The sequence below is a fragment of the Nocardiopsis gilva YIM 90087 genome, from assembly GCF_002263495.1.
GTDB classification, from domain to species: domain Bacteria; phylum Actinomycetota; class Actinomycetes; order Streptosporangiales; family Streptosporangiaceae; genus Nocardiopsis_C; species Nocardiopsis_C gilva.
In genome coordinates this window covers 166,267-185,006 of record NZ_CP022753.1, presented here as the reverse complement: position 1 = coordinate 185,006, position 18,740 = coordinate 166,267, and the positions used below count along the sequence as shown (strand labels likewise).

Sequence of the window (18,740 nt, the reverse complement as noted above, 5' to 3'; positions counted from 1 at the left end):
TCGCCAGTACGCTGCGCACTCACCTCGGGCTGCTCCCCGCTACCATTCCACGCTCTTCACTATGTGCGCCCACTGGTTTCCCGAACCTGTTTCTGTCACGGCATGATTGCCGCGATCGTACCCATTGTGCGGGGCAGATGAAGATCGTTTCACACAGAACGCTGAAAGCCTGGGCGGGAGATCGCTCCCCCACCCCGGCGTGAACTGGGCATTCGGCGCTTATGCGGCGCTTTCGCGGGTGACATCGGCGCCCAAAGCGGCCAATCGGCTGGCGAACTGAGAGTGACCGCGGTCAACCAGGTAGCCCGATGCGACGACCGTCTCACCCTCGGCCACCAGGCCGGCGAGCACCAGAGCTGCCCCGGTGCGGAGGTCGTGCGCCACGACGTCGGCCCCCCGCAGCGGGGTCGAGGGGGAGCCGTGCACGATCGCGCGGGTGCCGTCGACCTCGATCTTGGCGCCCATCTTGTTGAGCTCGTCGGCCAGGGCGAAGCGGCCGTCGTAGATGGCCTCGTGCAGGTAGCTCTCGCCGTCGGCCAGCGTGGCCAGCGCCATCAGCGGCGACTGCAGGTCGGTGGCGAAGCCCGGGTAGGGCGAGGTGACGGCGTTGATCGGCCGCAGCGGGGCGTCGGCGTCCCGGCGCACGTGCAGCACAGCGCCCTGCTGGGCGAAGTCCACCCCCATCTGCTCCAGCTTCCAGCGCGCGACGCCCAGGTGGTCCAGGTGCGCGCCGACCAGGCTGACCTCGCCGCCGGTCGCCGCGGCCATCATCGCCAGCACACCGGCGTCGATCCGGTCCGACATGATCGTGTGCTCGACCGCGGTGAGCGACTCGACGCCCTCGACGGTGATGATGCCGGTGCCGCCGCCGGAGATCTTCGCCCCCATGCGGGTGAGGAACTCGATGACGTCCAGGACCTCGGGCTCCAGGGCGGCGTGCTCGATGACCGTCGTGCCCGGGGTCAGCGCCGCCGCCATGATCAGGTTCTCGGTTCCGGTGTGCGAGGGCGTGTCCAGGTAGAGGCGGCCGCCGCGCAGGTTCGGGGCGTTGATGTTGATGTGGTTGCGCTCGGCGTCCTCGGTCACCTCGGCGCCGAGGCGGGCGAACCCGCGGTAGTGGAAGTCGAGCTTGCGGCTGCCCAGGTTGCAGCCGCCGACGCCCTCGATGCGGGCCTGGCGCATGCGGTGCATGAGGGCGGGGACGAAGAGCACGGAGCCGCGGAAGCGGGCGGCGATGTCGGCCGGGAGGACGGCGCGCTCGGGGTCGCCGAGTTCGCTGGCGTCGATGACGATGGTGCGCTCGGGCTCGTGGAACTCCACCTTGGCACCGATGTGCTCGGCGAGCTCCAGCGCGCGGCGGACGTCCTCGATGATCGGGACGTTGCGCAGTACCGTGCGGCCCTCCGACGCGAGCAGCGCGGCGCCGATCATCGGCAGGACGGCGTTCTTCGCGCCCTGAATGAAGGCCGTTCCTTTGAGGGGACGGCCGCCACGGACGCGGTAACGAACCTGCTGGCCCATGCGCATGTACTCCTTCATGTGGCGGATGTCGGTGATGATGCTGCGGGGGTGTCGCCCGCCACGGCGGGACGCGGCATACGCGCGGTGCGGTCCGGCGGGGGGATCGGCACAGCGCTCGGCGTCGAGGACCGGCGATGACATTCCGGCGGCGGGTCTCCAATGCCCAGCGGCGGGAAGATCACGGCGGGGGGTTGAGGCGGAGACGGGCGCGCCAAGAGGCCACGTGATCGCCCGGTGGCGGGTCGACACAGTCCTGTGCGCGTGCGGGGCGATGAGAAGCCCGTCCTGGCACAGAACGGGTACCACTGTATGCCTTGTGCGTACCGCGCGGGGCCATCGTGGTGGGGATCACCGGGAGGGGTGATCCCCACGATGCGGGCTCGTCCGGCCGCCAGCCGGCCGACAGCTGGTCAGCGACCGCCGACGTCGGGGGCCACGCCGGTCAGGCGCTCGTAGACCTCGATGTACTTGGCCTGGGTGCGCTCGACGACCTCGTCGGGCAGCGGTGGGGGCGGGGTGTCGGCGGCCCGGTCCCAGCCGGAGGCGGGCGAGGTCAGCCAGTCGCGGATGAACTGCTTGTCGAACGAGGGGTGGGGGCGGCCGGGGCTCCAGGAGTCGGCCGGCCAGAACCGCGAGGAGTCGGGGGTGAAGACCTCGTCGGCGAGCACCAGCTCGCCTCCGGGCCCGTGGCCGAACTCGAACTTGGTGTCGGCGAGCAGGATGCCGCGCTCCTCGGCGATCGCGCGTCCCCGCGCGTAGACGGCGAGCGTCAGGTCGCGCAGCTCGGCGGCGAGCTTCTCGCCGTGCGCGGCGGCCACGGCGGCGAAGGAGACGTTCTCGTCGTGCTCGCCCACCTCCGCCTTGAGCGCGGGGGTGAAGATTGGCTCCTCCAGCCGGGAACCGTCGACCAGGCCCGGCGGGAGCGGTACGTCGCACACCGTGCCGGTCTGCTCGTACTCGGCCAGGCCGGACCCGGTGAGGTAGCCGCGCGCCACGCACTCCACCGGGATCATGTCCAGGTTGCGGCAGACGAGCGTGCGCCCGGCCCAGTCGGCGGGGGCGCCGGGCGGCGGGGTGTCGGCCAGCACGTGGCCCGACACCAGGTCGGACAGGCGCTCGAACCACCACAGCGTCAGCTGGGTGAGCAGCTGCCCCTTGCCGGGGATCTCGGTGGGCAGCACCCAGTCGTAGGCGGAGACGCGGTCGCTGGCGACCATCACCAGCTCGCCGCCCTGGGTCGCGTACAGATCGCGGACCTTGCCGGTGTGCAGGTGGGTGAGGCCGGGAACCTCGACGGGCTCGGGTTTGACGACGAAGCCGCTCAAAGCGTGGGTGTCCTTGTCCATCTCGGATTGGCGGGGTTGGACTGGGCGGCGCCAAAGGGCGTCAGTACGGGCGGTAGGGGCCCGGGGGCTGCGGGTACCCGCCCGGACGGCCGTGCGGGCTGTGCGGCCCGTAGGGGCCGTGCGGGCCGCTCCGGGGAGGCTGCTGGGGCCGCGGAGGGGGCGGGGGCGGCTGATGCGGCGGATTGGCCTGCGGGGCGGGCGGAACGGGGGCGCCGGGGTACGGCTGGGCGTGCCCGCCGCCGATCTCGGCCCGCGCCTGCGCGGGCAGCGGGAAGTGCCGACGCACATTCGTGTTGACCATGTCCATCGCCAACGCGCCCACGAACTGGCTGCCCAGCCAGCACACCACGTTCCCGCTGCCGAGATCGACCAGGACCGGGCGCAGGGTCGTGCCGAAGCCCACCTGGGTCTTCTGCCCGGCGAACTGCTGGGCCTCGGGGTCGGAGCGGTCGGCGACCACGGCCGCGATCGTGCACGCGCCCTTCACCAGGCCGACGCCGCCGCCGGCCATGGCGTAGGCGGCGCTGCTAGCTGACCTGCAGAAGTCGCGCAGCATCGGGCCGGTGGCGAACTCGGCCGAGATGACCGCGATGGAGATGCTCATCGGGGTCAGCGCGACGTTCTCGGAGCGGAGGCCGACCAGCGCTGTCCCCGGCCCGACCCGCTGGTTCTCCATGACCCGGGAGTGGGTGGAGTACAGGCGTCGCCGGACCACGTCGATGTACTGGTCGGTCCTCATCATGCTTTCCGCTCCTCGCTCGCCTTGGCCGGATCGCCGGACTCGACGGTCGGGCCGGCTAGCTCACCTTCGCCAGCCGGTCGAAGACGCCGCCGAGCCGCTGCACGAAGCGCTCCGGCCGGCACACCCCGTCCAGCCGCGCCTCGTCCAGTGCGACGCCGCGCGCGGAGGCCTCCTCGCGCAGCGTCTCGCGGAACGCGGTGCCGGTCTCCCAGGTCCGCATCGCCGCGGTCTGCACGAGAGCGTAGACGTCCTCGCGGGACATCCCGGTTTCCAGCAGTTCGGAGACGACCGTGGAGGAGTAGATCAGGCCGTTGGTGGAGTCGAGGTTCGCCTGCATCCGGTCGGTGTCGACGACCAGCCCGCTCACCAGCTTGGTGGTGAGGTTCAGCAGGTAGTCGGTGGCGATGGCGGCGTCCGGCAGCGCGATGCGCTCGGTGGAGGAGTGCGAGATGTCGCGCTCGTGCCACAGCGGGATGCCCTCCATGACCGGCACGATCTGGGCGCGCACGTTGCGCGCCATCCCGCAGATGCGCTCCGACATGATCGGGTTCTTCTTGTGCGGCATGGCGCTGGAACCCTTCTGCCCCTTGCCGAAGGGCTCCCACAGCTCACGCACCTCGGTGCGCTGGCCGTGCCGCACCTCCAGGGCGATGGCCTCGCACACGGTGGCCATGATCGCCAGGCAGGAGACCCACTCCGAGATGCCGTCGCGCAGCACCACCTGCGTGGAGACATCGGCCGGGCGCAGGCCGAGCTTCTCGGCGACGTACGCCTCGACCTTCGGGTCGATGTTGGAGTAGGTGCCGACGGGACCGGAGATCGCCATGACCCCGACGGCCTCGCGCGCGCGGCGGAGCCGGTCGCGGGACCGGGCCATGCCGAACGCGAAGTCGGCCACGCGGTGCCCCCACACATCGGGCTCGCCGTGGATCCCGTGGGTGCGGCCGACGCGCAGCGTGTCCTTGTGCGCCAGCGCGTGGTCGCGCAGCGCGGCCACGAGGGTGTCGGCCTTGGCCAGAAGGATGTCGGTGGCCTCGACCAGCTGCGCGGCCAGCGCGGTGTCCAGCAGGTCGGAGGAGGTCATCCCGAAGTGGACCCACGCGGCGGCGTCACGGGGCTCGGTGTTGTCGGCCCACGCGGTGAGAAAGGCGATGACGTCGTGCTGCGTGACAGCCTCGATCTCGGCCACCCGCTCCGGGGTGGGCGGCGGCGCCTTGCGCACCGGCTCGACCGCGTCCGCCGGGATCGTCCCCGCAGCGGCGTGCGCCTCCATCACCAGGGTCTCGACCTGGCACCAAAGCTCGTACTTGTGGGCGTCACTGAAGACGCGCCCGATTTCCGGAAGGGTGTAGCGCTCGATCACCCGACTATCTTCGCAGGTCCCCGGATCACTAGGGGTGTTAGGTCGCGACCCGGGTCACGGCGGACAGGGCGAACGCGGACAAGGCCGCCCAGCGGACCCCGATCACTCCGCACCGGTGATCACGGCGATTCGGCTCTCAGGCCGACAGAGCGGACCGGTGGAACGGAGACCATCGCCGTGATCACCTTCGGAGCGTGTCGCGGGTCAGGCCTGCGGGTCCTGGCCCAGGTCCTTTCCGAGGGCGGCCTTCTCGGCGATGTCGGTGCGGTAGAAGGAGCCCCGGAGCTCGATCTTGCCCGCGGCCTCGTAGGCGCGTTCGCGGGCCTGGGTGAGGTCGGGGCCGGTGCCGACCACGTTGAGGACGCGGCCGCCGGTGGACTTCAGGTCGCGGGCGCCGCTCCAGGCCGTGCCCGCGTGGAGGACGTAGGCGCCCTCGACCGCCTCGGCGGCGTCGAGGCCGGTGATCAGGTCGCCCTTGACCGGGTCTGTCGGGTAGTTCTCCGCGGCGATCACCACCGTGACGGCCGCTCCCGCATGCCAGTCGAGGGAGGTGATCCCGCCGAGGGCTCCCGTGTCGGCCGCCTGGAGCAGGGATCCGATGGGGGTGGCGAGGCGGTCGAGCACCACCTGGGTCTCGGGGTCGCCGAAGCGGGCGTTGAACTCCACCACCCGCGGTCCGGCCGAGGTCAGGGCGAGGCCGACGTACAGCAGGCCCTGGTAGCGGTGACCGCGCCGGGACATCTCGGCGATGGTCGGGCGCACCACGGACTCCATCACCTCGTCCACCAGGCCGGGCTCGGCCCACGGCAGCGGGGCGTAGGCGCCCATGCCGCCGGTGTTGGGGCCCTCGTCGCCGGTGTAGGCGCGCTTGAAGTCCTGGGCCGGCAGCAGCGGCACGGCGTGGATGCCGTCGCTGAGCACGAACAGCGACACCTCGGGGCCGTCGAGGTACTCCTCGATGACCACGCGGCCGCACTCACGCGCGTGCTGCTCGGCCAGCGCGCGGTCCCCGGTCACCACGACGCCCTTGCCCGCCGCCAGGCCGTCGTCCTTCACCACATACGGCGCGCCGAAGGCGTCGAGCGCCTCGGCCACCTGCCCGGGGTTCTTGCACACACGGGCGCGGGCCGTGGGGACGCCCGCGGCCTCCATGACCTCCTTGGCGAAGGCCTTGGACCCCTCCAGCCGGGCCGCCTCGCGGTCCGGGCCGAACACGGGGATGCCGCGGTCGCGCAGCGCGTCGGCCACGCCCTCCACGAGTGGCGCCTCCGGCCCGACCACCACGAGCTCGGCGCCGATGCGGGCGGCGAGCTCGGTGACCGCCAGGCCGTCGAGCACGTTGATGACGTGGTTGTCGGCCAGTGCCGAGGTGCCCGGGTTGCCGGGCGCGCAGTGCAGGTCTCTCACCCCCGGATCGAGGGAGAGCGCTCGGACGAGTGCGTGCTCGCGGCCTCCGCCGCCGAGGACCAAGGCTTTCACGTAGCGGACCCTTTTGTTGTCGTGTGGGGAACGGTGTGCGGTGCCGCGGGGCTCAGACCAGGGAGCGCAGCTCCAGCGTCTGGTCGCGGCCCGGGCCCACACCGATGGCCGAAATCTGGGCTCCGGCCATCTCCTCCAGGGTACGCACGTAGGCCTGAGCGTTCTTGGGAAGCTCCTCGAAGGAGCGGACGTGGGAGATGTCCTCGTTCCACCCGTCGAAGTACTCGTAGACCGGGGTGGCGTGGTGGAAGTCGGTCTGCGTCATCGGGATCTCGTCCCAGCGCTCGCCGTCGACGTCGTAGCCCACGCACACGGGGATCCGCTCAAGACCCGACAGCACGTCCATCTTGGTCAGGAAGAAGTCGGTGATGCCGTTGACGCGTGTGGCGTAGCGCGCGATGGGCGCGTCGAACCAGCCGCAGCGGCGGTTGCGGCCCGTGGTCACGCCGTACTCGCCGCCCTGCTGGCGCAGCCACTCGCCCTGCTCGTCGAGGAGCTCGGTGGGGAAGGGGCCGGAGCCCACGCGGGTCGTGTAGGCCTTGAGGATGCCGATGACCTTGGTGATGCGGGTCGGGCCGATCCCCGCCCCGGCGCACGCCCCGCCCGAGGTCGGGGAGGAGGACGTGACGAACGGGTAGGTGCCGTGGTCGATGTCCAGCAGGGTGCCCTGCGAGCCCTCCAGGAAGACGGTCTTGCCCTCGTCCAGCGCCTGGTTCAGCACCAGCGAGGTGTCGGCGACGTAGGGCCGCAGCAGGTCGGCGTAGCCCAGGTACTCCTCGATGATCTGCTCGGCGTCCAGCCCGCGGCGGTTGAACACCTTGGTGAGGATCTGGTTCTTGTCGTTGAGCGCGAGCTCGATCTTCTTCCGCAGGATCTTGGGGTCGAAGGTGTCCTGCACGCGCACGCCGGCGCGGGAGATCTTGTCGGCGTAGGTCGGGCCGATGCCGCGGCCGGTGGTGCCGATCTTGCCCTTGCCCAGGAAGCGCTCGCTGACCTTGTCGAGGGCCCGGTGGTAGGGCATGATCAGGTGCGCGTTCGCCGAGACGAGCAGCCGCTCGGTGTTCACGCCGCGCTCCTGCAGGCCGCGCAGCTCCTCGAAGAGGACGGCCGGGTCGATGACCACGCCGTTGGCGATCACCGGCACGACGTCGGGGGAGAGGATGCCCGAGGGCAGCAGGTGCAGCGCGTACTTCTGGTCGCCGATGACGACGGTGTGGCCGGCGTTGTTCCCGCCCTGGTACCGCACCACGTAGTCCACGCGGTTGCCGACAAGGTCGGTCGCCTTGCCCTTGCCCTCGTCTCCCCACTGGGCTCCAACGAGTGTGATCGCCGGCATCCGCGTCTACCTCTTCATTCGTTCGATCTGACCGAGGAAAATCCCACACGGTGTCATGCACACATGGCTCAGGCCCCAGCGCAAGACAGCGACAGGGGCCCTTGCGTATAGAGCCTACATGACCCGGGGCCGGTGGGGAGGGGGCGGGTGGGTGCCGTCCCGCCGCCCCCGGGACCGGTGAGTGCGCTGGTCAGAGCCCTAGATTAGCTCTCCAGCTCGTCGGCGGCGGCCGCGCTGCTGTCGCGCAGGAACGTCGAGCAGCGCTCGGCCTCCTCGGTCTCGCCGATGGCCTTGGCGGCGGTGGCGAGCATATGCAGGGAGCGCAGGAAGCCGCGGTTGGGCTCGTGGTCCCACGGGATCGGTCCGTGGCCCTTCCACCCGGCCCGGCGCAGCTGGTCCAGGCCGCGGTGGTAGCCGGTGCGGGCGTAGGCGTAGGTGGCCACCGGGTCGCCATCGGCGAAGGCCCGTTCGGCGAGCGTCGCCCAGGCCGCCGAGTAGACGGGGAACCGAGCGGCGACGGCGGCGGGGTCGTCAGCGCTGGCGGCCAGTGCCTCGCGCGCCTCGGGAAGGTCGGGCAGGTGCGTGGCCGGAGGTTCTCCGAGCAGGTTCTTGTGCAGGTCCATGGGCCCCATCCTGCCAGCGTCGGCCCAGTGGGCACGGCGAAGCCCCCGATCCGGCGGCGGAACGGGGGCCGTGCCGACCTCAGGAGCGGCTCGCGGGCGCTACTTGAGCTTGTTGCCCGCGGACTTCAGGTGCTGGCAGCCCTCGACGACGCGGGCGGCCATCCCGGCCTCGGCGGCCTTGCCGTACGAGCGCGGGTCGTAGGCCTTCTTGCTGCCGATCTCGCCGTCGATCTTGAGCACGCCGTCGTAGTTCTTCATGACGTGGTCGACGATCTGGCGGGTGAACGCGTACTGCGTGTCGGTGTCGATGTTCATCTTCACCACGCCGTAGTCGATGGCGGAGTGGATCTCCTCGGTGGTGGAACCGGATCCGCCGTGGAAGACGAAGTCGAACGGCTTGGACCGGCCGTACTTCTCGCCGACCGCCTGCTGCGCCTTCTGCAGCACCTCCGGACGCAGCTTGACGTACCCCGGCTTGTAGGAGCCGTGCACGTTGCCGAACGTCAGGGCGGTCATGTAGTAGCCCTTCTCGCCGAGGCCGAGCACCTCGGCGGTGCGCAGGGCGTCCTCCGGCGTGGTGTAGAGCTTCTCGTTGATCTCGCCGACGATGCCGTCCTCCTCGCCGCCGACGACGCCGACCTCGATCTCCAGGATCGTCCGCGCCTCCTTGGACTTCGCCAGGAGCTCGTCGGCGATGCGCAGGTTCTCCTCCAGCTCGACCGCGGAACCGTCCCACATGTGCGACTGGAACAGCGGCTCCTGGCCCTTGGCCACCCGCTCCCTGGAGACCTCCAGCAGCGGGCGGACGAAGCCGTCGAGCTTGTCCTTGGGGCAGTGGTCGGTGTGCAGGGCGATGTTGACCGGGTACTTGTCGGCGACGATGCGCGCGTACTCCGCGAAGGCGACCGAACCGGTGACCATGTCCTTGACCGTCGCGCCCGACAGGAACTCGGCGCCGCCGGTGGAGATCTGGATGATGCCGTCACTCTCGGCCTCCGCGAAGCCGCGCAGCGCGGCGTGGAGCGTCTGACTGGAGGTCACGTTGATGGCCGGGTAGGCGAAGCCCTGGGCCTTCGCGTGGCCCAGCATCTGCGTGTAGACCTCGGGGGTCGCGATGGGCATGGTGTGACTCCCTGCTTGACCTGGTGTTTCGTCGGACCGCCCCGCGGTGTGCCCGCTGGTGCGTTGCAGCCAGTATTACGAAGTCGGACGGCCGGTATGGGGTCTAGTCCAAATTGACGTCACCCCTGCAAAGAGTGCATGGGCCGGGTTAAATGCATCGGATCATATGATGAATATGTGGACAATTCGTAGATTTCGCATTGCGGTGAGTGGTGAAATCCGCGATTGATGCGGGTCTGTGCCCACCCGACGTCGATTGTCAGGGGTGATTCACGCTACATTCAGCAGCGTGGGACGACATCGCAATGATCCTCGTGGCGTTGGCCAGATCGTGGCCATCGTGGGTGCGGTCGTGCTCTTCATCACCCTCGTCGTGCTGGGCGGGTACTTCCTGTACCGGTCACTGCCCGGAAACGCCGGCAGCGGCGTGGTCTCCGAGGGCGCCGGGACCTCCGCCGACGCCAGATCCGAGACCGCGAAGATGGAGATGCTCTACGTCAAGGTCATCGGCGACTCCAGCGACGTGCTCGTGCGGATCCCCGGCGGCGAGGTCCTCACCGACGTCACCATGGAGCAGGGCCAGTACGTCAGCTTCGACCAGCCGTCCCTCGACGTCACCATCGGCAGTCCGGACGCCGTCGAGGTCTACGTCAACGGCGAGCTGCAGGACATCGCCGGTGAGGAGCCCGGCTACACCTTCAGCGCCGAGGCGCCCTGATCCCCGCCTCCGCGCTCCCGCCGCCGTGTTCGGCCACGTAGACCGATGGTCCAAAGTGCGCAAAATCCCGGGATGACACCCTCACGGTAATTGCTTTGAGTGGTGCCAAGATTACTGTTTGTGTTCGTCTGGTGGTCACACGCCGACCACGCCGATCGCATCACCGAGGGAGACGAACATGACTCTGCTGCGCGAGATGGGCCGGGCCGCCGCTGCCGCCGGAATCGTGGGCGCACTGCTGACCCCGGCCGCCGCCTTCGCGGAGATGGAACCGCACGTCACCTACAAGTACAGCCACAACCGCATCGACGCCTACGAGGGCGGAAAGCGCGTCGGCTACGTCCGCATGGCCGGCCAGTACAAGATGTACATCAAGGACACAAGGTGCGACCGGTTCAGCCCGCACGGGGTCGTCGACTCCTCCAGCAAGGAGTGGTGGAACTCCGGCGGCTGTAAGGACCCCGAGAAACTGCACAAGGTGCCGCACGCCTACCACTTCAAGCTGAAGTTCAAGGGTGAGAAGCCGTCCAAGTGGAGCCACGTTCACTGACGGACGGAGACGCCGTGGGGGCGCTGGCCGGCCAGCGCCCCCACGGCGTCCGTGCGCTCACGCGCCACACGTCCCTCAGGCGTCTCAGACGTCCAGGTCGGAGGCGTCGAACGCGGTGCGGTACTCCAGCCCCTCGCCGACGACCTTGTCCCGCGCGCCCCGGTCGACGATGACGGCAACGCCGACGACCTCGGCCCCGGCCTCGCGCAGCGCCTCGACGGCGGTCAGCACCGACCCGCCGGTCGTCGAGGTGTCCTCCACCGCCAGGACGCGGCGGCCCGCGACGTCCGGACCCTCGATGCGGCGCTGCAGGCCGTGCGCCTTGCCGGCCTTGCGCACGACGAAGGAGTCCAGCCGCTGCCCGCGCGCGCTCGCCGCGTGCATCATCGCGGTGGCCACCGGGTCGGCGCCCAGGGTCAGCCCGCCCACGGCGTCGTAGTCCAGGTCGGCCGTGACGTCGAGCAGCACGCGCCCGACCAGCGGCGCGCTCTCGCCGTCCAGGGTCACCCGGCGCAGATCCACGTAGTAGTCGGCCTCTCGGCCCGACGACAGGGTGACCTTGCCGCGCACCACGGCCTTATCGTTGATGTGTCGAAGCAGGTCCGAACGATCGCTCATGACCACTGAGCCTAGGACCTGTCGATCACCATCCTGAGCAGCCAAGAGGTAGGAATGGCGGAATCGATGACCCACGCCGTGCCGGTGCGGGTGGAGATGACGACGGACGACCGGGCCTCGGCCGTGGAACTGGCGCGCTCGGTCGTGGAGCGCGGGCTCGTGGCCTGCGCCCAGGTCGGCGGCCCCATCACCAGCCACTACCGGTGGCAGGGGGAGGTGTGCGCCGACGAGGAGTGGATGGTCGTGATGAAGACCAGCCGCGACCGGCTCGACGACCTCACCGCCCACCTGGTCGAGGCCCACTCCTATGACGTGCCGGAGATCATCGCCGTCCCCGTCGAGGGCGGCAATCCCGAGTACCTGGACTGGGTGGTGGCCGAGACCCGCCGGGCCGAGCCCACCATGCCCTCCACCCCCGCCACACACGAATGACCGCGATCACCCTGGTCCTGCTGCACGACCCGGCGTTCACCCCGGAGCGGTGGGGCGAGATTCCCGCGCGCCTGGCCGAGCACGGCGCGCAGGTCGTGGTCCCCACGATCGACGACGCCGACCGGCCGCCCTACGCCGCCCGCTACATCGCGCGCGCCGCACTGGAGATCGCCGACGCGGCCCCCACGACGCCGCTCGTGCTCGTCGCGGAAGGCGCTGCGGGCCCGCTGATCCCGCAGATCGGGGCCGCGCAGCGGGCGGCCCATCGCCACGTCGCGGGCTATGTGCTGCTGGACGCCTGGCTCCCGCAGCCGGGAACGCCCACCCGGGCCGAACTCGTCGCGGCCCAGACGCGGGCGGCCGACACCCCCGTGGCCCCCGAGCCGCGCCGTCCTCCGGGGTTCTCCACCGAGCCGCTGCCCCTGGTGCAGGACTGGCCCGACGCTCCGTGCGGCTACCTGCTCACCGACCAGCGCTACGCCGTGTGCTCCCGGCTGGCCGTCCTGCGCGACTGGCCGGTGGCCGACGCGACGGGCGCCTCCGCCGCGGAACAGGCCGACACCCTGCTCGACCTCGCCCGCCGCCTGTAGGGCGGCCCCGCCCCTCTCCATTCCGTTGATCTCGGGAAAGTGCGCCGAATACTCGCGAGTATTCGGCGCACTTTCCCGAGATCAACGGGGGACCGGCCGATGGACGAACAAGGCGGAGGCGCGCCCGCCTCCCCAAGCGGACGCGCCTCCTGGAATGCCGCGAAGCAGCATTCCCTTGATTACCAGTCGGTTTGGAGGGTCGCCCTGTCGAGGAGGGCCAGAAAACCGCTCCAGCAACCGTCCGGTAACCCCTCGCCGGAGCAGGGCTCCGGCGAGTGCCGACCCACACGCTCGCCCCCTCAGCGAGTCGCGTCCGGTCGGCGGACCGCCGATGCCGGGCCCCGCCCCCTCAAACGGGGCCGCGCGACCTCGGCGGTGCCGGGGGAAATTGGTCTCTAAGCGCTCATCGGTGGCTTCCCTACCTCGTTGAGGAACGTCAGGGCGTGGTCGAGATCGTCGGGCAGGGCGACAGTCCACACGTCGGCCTCATGGCCGAGGCACAGTTCGTCGCGGAGCCGCCGCACCCGCTCGTCCAGGTGGGGGGAGAGCGGGGCGAGCACGGCGATGCGGCCGCGGCTGAGCAGCGCGATCGACTCGCCCTGGGTGAAGACCTGGCGCAGCTCGTGACCGAGGACGATCAGCCGGGCGGTGCGCCGCCACGGGTCGATACCCGAGGCCAGCGCCACGAGGATCAGCACATGCGTGGCGGAGGGGTGCGCCTCGGGCCCACTGCCCCGGTACACCTCGCCCAAGCGGGTGCGCAGATAGGCCGTGGTGGCCAGGCCCGTGAGCGGGTCCTGGCAGTCGTCGCGGGAACGCCCGCCGTCGACCCACCCCTCGGCCACCGACGTCACCAGGTCCAGCGGCGGAGCCGACCAGCCGAGGACGTCGGTCAGCGCGGCGAAGTCGGTCAGCGCCGCACCGATGGAGGTGCCGGACCGTGCTCTGGCCTGTCCGAAACGTACGCATGCCGCCGACATGTCGGTTCCCTCGAACGCCGCCGCGCAGAGAGATTCCACGGCCGGGGTCCACCAGTCATCCGGCGGATCCCACCCGGTCTCCCGACTACGGAGGCACCAGAGCTCGCGCAACCGGCGACTGGATATGATCCGTTTCACCAGTTCAGAGCCCTCCACTTCGATCCCCAATCCTGTCTCTTCGCCGTTTGGCGCCGTCCGGTCCGACGCTGCCGGACGGGCCCGCGCCCCCGTTTCGGCGGGCCCGTCCGAGCGCCTTCACCCGTAAAGACAGCCGTAGGTGGCAGTTATGACGCGAGTTCGAGATATTTTTTTCTCAGGCCTTCTGCGGGGCGTTTCGGGAGGTCGGCGCCGAGGCGTGAAACCTCGGCGGTGCGGGGCGTCCAGCGGGCGGCGCCGGAGGGCCGCACCGGTGGTTGGACACGGGATCCGGACGCAGCGGAAAGGCAACGCATGACGGAACCGCAAGGCGATCACACCGAGCTACTTATCGGTGACGCCGAGCTTCTCGAAAGGGTCCGTAGCGGAGATACCGCCGCATACGCCACCCTCTATGAGCGGCACATCGACGCGGCGCGCGGCCTCGCCCGCCAGCTTGTCCGCGGCGAGGCCGAGGTCGACGACGTCGTCGCCGAGACCTTCACCCGCGTCTTCGGCGTCGTGCAGCGCGGCGGCGGACCGGACGACGGGTTCCGCCCCTACCTGCTCACCGCGGTCCGGCACGCCGTCTACGACCGGGCCCGCGGCGAGAAGCGCCAGGTCGTCACCGACGACATGGAGAAGTTCGACCGCGGCGAGCCCTTCGTGGACCCCGCCCTGCAGGGGCTGGAACGGTCGCTGATCGCCCGCGCCTTCCTCGCGCTGCGCCCCGAGTGGCAGTCGGTGCTCTGGTACACGGAGATCGAAGGGGTCAAACCCGCCGAGGCCGCCACGATCCTCGGCAAGACCCCCAACAACGTCGCCGCGCTCGCCTACCGCGCCCGCGAGGGCCTGCGCGAGAAATACCTGCAGATGCACCTCTCCGGCGAGGCGTCGGCGGAGAGCTGCCGCCCGGCGCTCGGCCTGCTCGGCTCCTACGTGCGGGGCGGGCTCGGCAAACGCGACACCGCCACCGTCGACCGGCACCTCGACGAGTGCGCGGAGTGCCGCGAGGTCTACGCCGAGCTGATGGACGTCAACTTCGGCCTGCCCGGCATCATCCTCCCGCTGTTCGCCGGCCCTGCCGCGGCCGGCTACCTCGCGTCGCTCCCCGGCGGGGCACTGTCCGCGGGCTGGTGGGGGCGGATGTCCCGGGGCCAGCAGCAGGCCACGGCCGCGGGCGCGGCGGCCACCGCCGTCGCGGCGGCCGCGGTCATCGCCCTGGTCAGCAACGACGAAACGGTCCCGCCTTCGCCCGACCAGCCGCCGGTCGCGGCCGAGCCGCCGGAGTCGCGGCCGGACCGGCCGCAGCCGGAGGACCCGCAGCCCGAGGCCCCTGACGCCGAGGAACCGGCGCCCCGGGCCCGCGGCCCCCACACCTCCGCCGCCAGTGGCGGCCCCGGAGGTTCCCGCCCCCGACCCGCCGGTGATCCTCCCCCCTGTGTCGGAGGAGCCGACGCCCGCCCCCTCGCCGTCGCCGCCCGAGCCCGACGAGCCGGTGGAACCGCCGGAAGCCGGCGTCCCCGACCTCGCCCCGGATCGACCCGGTGGGCGCGCTCGTGCCGGGCCGCACCGGGATCATCGTGATCAGCGTCGCGAACCGCGGCGACTCCGCCGAGGCCGACGTCGTCGCGGAAGTCGATCTGCCTCCGGGCGTCGCCCTCCGCGCCAGCGGGCGCCGGGGGAACGCCGCCCCCTTCGCTCCCAGCGACAGCGGCTGGAGCTGCACCGCCACCGCCGACGGCGGGAAGTGCGTCCGATCCGGTCTGGACGCCGGTGCGCGCACCACCGAATACCTCGACGTCGTCGTCTCTCCCCGCGCTACAGCGGGCGACCCCCCGCACATGACCGTGAGCTCCGGCGACGCCCGAGCGACCGCGGCCGGCTCGCGCGGCGTCGACCGGGGAGGCCAACCGGCCCGCTACGCCGCGGCCGGGCAGGTGCGCACCGAGAGCACCGGGAACGCGCTGCTGACCTGCGTGGACGATGACGATCGCTGGCGCCCCTGGCCGTGGTGGCCGATCGTGGTGAACAAGCCGGGCGGCGAGGTGACCCCCGCGCCCCCGGCCGCTCCGGCCTCTCCCAGCGGCTCGACTGCCTCCACCGCCCCCGAGGCCGACGAACAGCGGGCACCCGCCGCCCCGGACCCCGTGCCCGCACCCGCGTCGAGCGCCGGTCCCTCCGCGCCAGCGGCGCCACCCCCGTCGCCCTCCACATCGCAGTCCCCCTCCGCACTTCCCAGCCCCGCGCCCACTCCCGATGCCCCCTCCCCCGACGACGAGGACATCGACACCTCGGTGGACGACAAGGCCGAGGACGAGGCGGAGGAGACGATCGAGGAGATCATCGGCGAGTCCTCCGAGAGCGGCGAGTGCGCGCGTGCGCTGCAGCGCGAGGGCGAGTTCCGCGACAACGACATGTGGGACATGCGGCCCATGGACCTCGACGACGACCCGGGCACGGAGATGTCCAGTTCGGCGCGGTGGTCGCTGCCCGAGGGCGGCGCGGTCCGCTGGGCCGGGCTGTACTTCTCCGGTTCGGGCCGGTCCCCCGCGTCGGCGACGGCGAAGCTGCGCGGGCCGGGTGCGGACTCCTACATCGATGTGCGCGCCGATGAGGTCGGCCGCGCGAGGCTGCCCGGCTACCCCGCCTACCAGGCGTTCGCCGACATCACCGACATCGTGCGGGCACAGGGCGGGGGCGAGTGGTGGGTCGCCGACGTCCCCACGAAGACCGGAACGAGCACCTACGCGGGCTGGAGCATGGTCGTCGTCCTGGAGGACCCGGCCGAGACCTACAACCAGGCGATGGTGCTGGACGCGTCGCAGACCGTCTTCCACGACGACCAGGGCATGCGCTTCCCCCTGGCCGGACTGCTTCCGGCCGCCGTCCCGGCGACCGTCGACGTCGTCGCCTGGGAGGGGGACGCCGACCTTCCGGGCGACCAGGTGCTGTTGGACGGCACCGCGCTCACCCCGCAGGGCGGTGACGCGGATCCGAACAACGCCTTCGCCAGCTCCGCGCGCGGTGCCGTCGGCCCGCCGCTGGCGTTCGGCACCGACGTCGTGCGGTTCAACCCGGTTCTCCCGCGGGACCCGGAGGTCCGGCTGGTGACCCGGCAGGACGCGTACCTGGCCGGCGCGGTGGCCGTGACGGCGCCGATGCGGACATGACGACAGGCCCGAGAGCAAACAACCGCAGATCTCCGTGCGGCATCGGAATCCGCGCAGCTAGGACGCGTGAACCGAGGGTGATCATCCGGCCACGGGTGTCGGAGGGGGCACGCAAACCGAGACAGACTTGGTTAGGCTGTGGCCCGGCCTGTCTATTGGCCGAGGGCCGATCGTTGGATAGACCCGGTACATGCCCCCAGGTCCGGGTGACCAGCACAATGGGAAGGGGCGGTGTCGCGTGGATCGCTGCGCGCTGTTCGTGGACGCCGGCTACCTCCTTGCCGACGGTGCGATGGCTGTGCACGGAACCCGGAACCGGGACTCCGTGTCATGGGATTACGCGGGACTCGTTCAGCTCCTCAACGAGGTGGCGCGTGACCGCACGGGGCTCCCTCTGCTGCGCTGCTACTGGTACGAGGCGACGGCCGACGGCCGCCGCACCCAGGAGCAGGACGGCATCGCGGACATTCCCGGCATCAAGTTCCGAGCCGCGCGTATCCGTCCCGGCAGACGGGAGGGCGTCGAGAGCTACGTGCAACGGGACCTGACCACGCTCGCGCGCACGGGAGTGCTGTGCGAAGCGGTCCTGGTCAGCGGAGACGAGGACATGGCGCAGGTCGTGTCGGACGTCCAGGACCTCGGCGTCAGGGTTACCGTCGTGCACATCTCGGTCGAGGGCAACTGGACGATCTCGCGGGCGCTCCGCCGCGAGTGCGACGACCTCATCGAGATCGGGGCCGGGCACCTGCGCCCGTATGTCAATCTCCTCTCGGCCACCGGCGACGAGTCGGCCGAGACCACCACCCCGCTCACCAACGGGCGCTCGCACAGCGGCCCCGAGGTGACGCGCCGCCCGGTCACGGCGCACACCGGCGCCTCCAGGGTCGAACCTGCGGTCGGCAACACGGGTGGGATGGAGGCCATGTTCGCCTCCACCGGGGCGCAGCAGGCCATGACCGGCAGCGCCATGGACCAGCTGCGCGCCATGCGCCAAAGCATCGCCCAGCAGCGCGGCGGCGACCACCTCGCCCCGCAGGGCGGCACGGACTCCGGCCGCACCAACCCCTCCGGGCCCATCGACGTCAACGGGTTCCCGTCCGGCGGGTACGCCCCGCCGCAGCGCAGACGCGGCGAGGAGCCGACCGGCGGCCAGCAGTCGATGATGGCCAACCCGCCCACCGGTCCGCAGCCCAGCTTCGGCGCCACCGGCGGCGGACCCGCCGGACCCGCTGGACCCGGCGGCGGCACCGGGGCGCACCCGGGCATGCGCGACGTCGTGCAGAACGGCTACGGCGGTCCCGCGCAGGGCAACGGGGTCCCGCCAGGGCACCCCATGGGCCCCCACCAGCAAGGACCGCACCAGCAGGGGCCGCACCCGGCCGGACCACATCAGACCGGTCCCCACCACGACCCGATGATGGGCGGCGGCGCGCAGGGCTACGAGCGCGGCGCCCCACCCGGCCGGGGAACACCGCCTCCGGGGCCGGACCCCCGCGACCCCCGGTACCGGTCGCACACCGGCGAGAATCCGGCGTACGGAGGTAATACCGGCCCAAACCCTACCTATGGGGCCAGCACGGAAACTGAATCCGGATTCTCCGGTTCCCACGGACCCCGTCCGGGACCCGGATCCGGTGCTGGCCCCCGCCCCGAGCAACCGACCGCTCACGGTCCCTACGCCCCCACACCCCCGGGTGTGGGGCGCGTCGGGCCCGGAGCGGCATCGGCGTATTCCATCGACGACGCGGTGAATGCCGCGCGCCAGGAGGGGAACGACTTCGCCGAGTCGATCGCGCGCGACGCCCCCACCCTGTGGCTGGAGGCGGTGCTCGCGAGCCGTCCGCGGATGCCGTCCGACCTGGAGGCGCGCCTGCTGCAGGGGTCGGCGCTGCCGATCGACTTCCTGCTGCGCGACGAAGTCCGCGACGCGCTGCGGAACGGCTTCTGGAGTGCCCTGGAACGTGCCCGAGGCTGAGGTGTCACGGATCCGGGGCACGGCGCGGACCGAAGAG

The 18,740-nt window shown here is 71.2% G+C and carries 17 protein-coding genes; 7 read left to right on the top strand and 10 right to left on the bottom strand.

What is annotated here, in order from left to right:
* Positions 1-219: 219 nt before the first annotated feature.
* The 8 genes from murA to fbaA all read right to left on the bottom strand — a co-directional run bounded on the left by murA (position 220) and on the right by fbaA (position 9,532).
* On the bottom strand, positions 220-1,521 hold the full coding sequence (murA, locus tag CDO52_RS01115; RefSeq protein WP_026125952.1) for a UDP-N-acetylglucosamine 1-carboxyvinyltransferase: 1,302 nt from the start codon (positions 1,519-1,521) through the stop codon (positions 220-222).
* Positions 1,522-1,931: 410 nt separating this feature from the next.
* Entirely contained in the window at positions 1,932-2,846 is a 915-nt protein-coding gene (locus CDO52_RS01110) for a phosphoribosylaminoimidazolesuccinocarboxamide synthase (protein ID WP_026125951.1), read from the bottom strand.
* A gap of 61 nt (positions 2,847-2,907) precedes the next feature.
* On the bottom strand, positions 2,908-3,609 hold the full coding sequence (locus tag CDO52_RS01105) for a hypothetical protein (RefSeq protein WP_094932164.1): 702 nt from the start codon (positions 3,607-3,609) through the stop codon (positions 2,908-2,910).
* A gap of 55 nt (positions 3,610-3,664) precedes the next feature.
* Positions 3,665-4,972: an adenylosuccinate lyase gene (purB, locus tag CDO52_RS01100; protein ID WP_017619580.1), complete on the bottom strand. Its 1,308-nt coding sequence runs from the start codon at positions 4,970-4,972 to the stop codon at positions 3,665-3,667.
* 204 nt (positions 4,973-5,176) lie between these two features.
* Entirely contained in the window at positions 5,177-6,451 is a 1,275-nt protein-coding gene (gene purD, locus CDO52_RS01095; protein ID WP_026125950.1) for a phosphoribosylamine--glycine ligase, read from the bottom strand.
* 52 nt (positions 6,452-6,503) lie between these two features.
* Positions 6,504-7,787 carry an adenylosuccinate synthase gene (locus tag CDO52_RS01090; RefSeq protein ID WP_094932163.1) on the bottom strand — a complete coding sequence of 428 codons (1,284 nt, stop codon included), beginning with the start codon at positions 7,785-7,787 and terminating at the stop codon, positions 6,504-6,506.
* 203 nt (positions 7,788-7,990) lie between these two features.
* On the bottom strand, positions 7,991-8,410 hold the full coding sequence (locus tag CDO52_RS01085; protein WP_017619577.1) for a DUF3151 domain-containing protein: 420 nt from the start codon (positions 8,408-8,410) through the stop codon (positions 7,991-7,993).
* A gap of 99 nt (positions 8,411-8,509) precedes the next feature.
* Positions 8,510-9,532, bottom strand: a complete 1,023-nt coding sequence (fbaA, locus tag CDO52_RS01080) for a class II fructose-bisphosphate aldolase (RefSeq protein WP_017619576.1) — start codon at positions 9,530-9,532, stop codon at positions 8,510-8,512.
* Positions 9,533-9,863: 331 nt separating this feature from the next.
* Here fbaA and CDO52_RS01075 point away from each other — a divergent pair, with 331 nt between their 5' ends.
* Positions 9,864-10,250 (top strand): RodZ domain-containing protein, encoded by a 387-nt coding sequence (locus CDO52_RS01075; RefSeq protein ID WP_017619575.1) that lies wholly within the window; start codon positions 9,864-9,866, stop codon positions 10,248-10,250.
* A 178-nt stretch (positions 10,251-10,428) separates the two neighbouring features.
* The gene (locus CDO52_RS01070; RefSeq protein ID WP_017619574.1) at positions 10,429-10,800 is read left to right on the top strand and encodes a hypothetical protein; all 372 of its coding nucleotides are present in this window, start codon (positions 10,429-10,431) and stop codon (positions 10,798-10,800) included.
* A gap of 84 nt (positions 10,801-10,884) precedes the next feature.
* Here the strand turns inward: CDO52_RS01070 and pyrE are convergent, their stop codons facing one another.
* Positions 10,885-11,418, bottom strand: coding sequence for an orotate phosphoribosyltransferase (gene pyrE, locus CDO52_RS01065; RefSeq protein WP_017619573.1), 534 nt, complete (start codon positions 11,416-11,418; stop codon positions 10,885-10,887).
* A gap of 54 nt (positions 11,419-11,472) precedes the next feature.
* On the opposite strand from pyrE, the gene cutA reads away from it, so the two are divergent.
* On the top strand, positions 11,473-11,850 hold the full coding sequence (gene cutA / locus CDO52_RS01060) for a divalent-cation tolerance protein CutA (protein WP_094932162.1): 378 nt from the start codon (positions 11,473-11,475) through the stop codon (positions 11,848-11,850).
* A complete protein-coding gene (locus tag CDO52_RS01055) occupies positions 11,847-12,440 on the top strand; it encodes a hypothetical protein (protein WP_094932161.1) in 594 nt (197 codons plus the stop codon). The genes cutA and CDO52_RS01055 overlap by 4 nt, the downstream gene beginning before the upstream one ends.
* Before the next feature lie 395 nt (positions 12,441-12,835).
* Here CDO52_RS01055 and CDO52_RS01050 read toward each other — a convergent pair whose 3' ends face one another.
* Complete coding sequence (locus CDO52_RS01050; protein ID WP_017619570.1) at positions 12,836-13,459, bottom strand: hypothetical protein; 624 nt, start codon at positions 13,457-13,459, stop codon at positions 12,836-12,838.
* Positions 13,460-13,870: 411 nt separating this feature from the next.
* On the opposite strand from CDO52_RS01050, the gene CDO52_RS28505 reads away from it, so the two are divergent.
* The 3 genes from CDO52_RS28505 to CDO52_RS01040 all read left to right on the top strand — a co-directional run bounded on the left by CDO52_RS28505 (position 13,871) and on the right by CDO52_RS01040 (position 18,703).
* The gene (locus tag CDO52_RS28505; RefSeq protein WP_232524359.1) at positions 13,871-15,142 is read left to right on the top strand and encodes a sigma-70 family RNA polymerase sigma factor; all 1,272 of its coding nucleotides are present in this window, start codon (positions 13,871-13,873) and stop codon (positions 15,140-15,142) included.
* Complete coding sequence (locus CDO52_RS29030) at positions 15,103-16,728, top strand: hypothetical protein (protein ID WP_269769165.1); 1,626 nt, start codon at positions 15,103-15,105, stop codon at positions 16,726-16,728. The genes CDO52_RS28505 and CDO52_RS29030 overlap by 40 nt, the downstream gene beginning before the upstream one ends.
* A 238-nt stretch (positions 16,729-16,966) precedes the next feature.
* Positions 16,967-18,703: an NYN domain-containing protein gene (locus CDO52_RS01040; protein WP_094932160.1), complete on the top strand. Its 1,737-nt coding sequence runs from the start codon at positions 16,967-16,969 to the stop codon at positions 18,701-18,703.
* The last annotated feature ends 37 nt before the right edge of the window (positions 18,704-18,740 follow it).

Excerpts from the sequence above, each read along its gene's own strand:
- pyrE (WP_017619573.1), bottom strand. The coding sequence starts at position 11,418 with ATGAGCGATCGTTCGGACCTGCTTCGACACATCAACGATAAGGCCGTG.
- CDO52_RS01085 (WP_017619577.1), bottom strand. The coding sequence starts at position 8,410 with ATGGACCTGCACAAGAACCTGCTCGGAGAACCTCCGGCCACGCACCTG.
- CDO52_RS01055 (WP_094932161.1), top strand. The coding sequence starts at position 11,847 with ATGACCGCGATCACCCTGGTCCTGCTGCACGACCCGGCGTTCACCCCG.
- CDO52_RS28505 (WP_232524359.1), top strand. The coding sequence starts at position 13,871 with ATGACGGAACCGCAAGGCGATCACACCGAGCTACTTATCGGTGACGCC.
- CDO52_RS01105 (WP_094932164.1), bottom strand. The coding sequence starts at position 3,609 with ATGATGAGGACCGACCAGTACATCGACGTGGTCCGGCGACGCCTGTAC.
- CDO52_RS01070 (WP_017619574.1), top strand. The coding sequence starts at position 10,429 with ATGACTCTGCTGCGCGAGATGGGCCGGGCCGCCGCTGCCGCCGGAATC.
- CDO52_RS01090 (WP_094932163.1), bottom strand. The coding sequence starts at position 7,787 with ATGCCGGCGATCACACTCGTTGGAGCCCAGTGGGGAGACGAGGGCAAG.
- fbaA (WP_017619576.1), bottom strand. The coding sequence starts at position 9,532 with ATGCCCATCGCGACCCCCGAGGTCTACACGCAGATGCTGGGCCACGCG.
- cutA (WP_094932162.1), top strand. The coding sequence starts at position 11,473 with ATGGCGGAATCGATGACCCACGCCGTGCCGGTGCGGGTGGAGATGACG.
- murA (WP_026125952.1), bottom strand. The coding sequence starts at position 1,521 with ATGGGCCAGCAGGTTCGTTACCGCGTCCGTGGCGGCCGTCCCCTCAAA.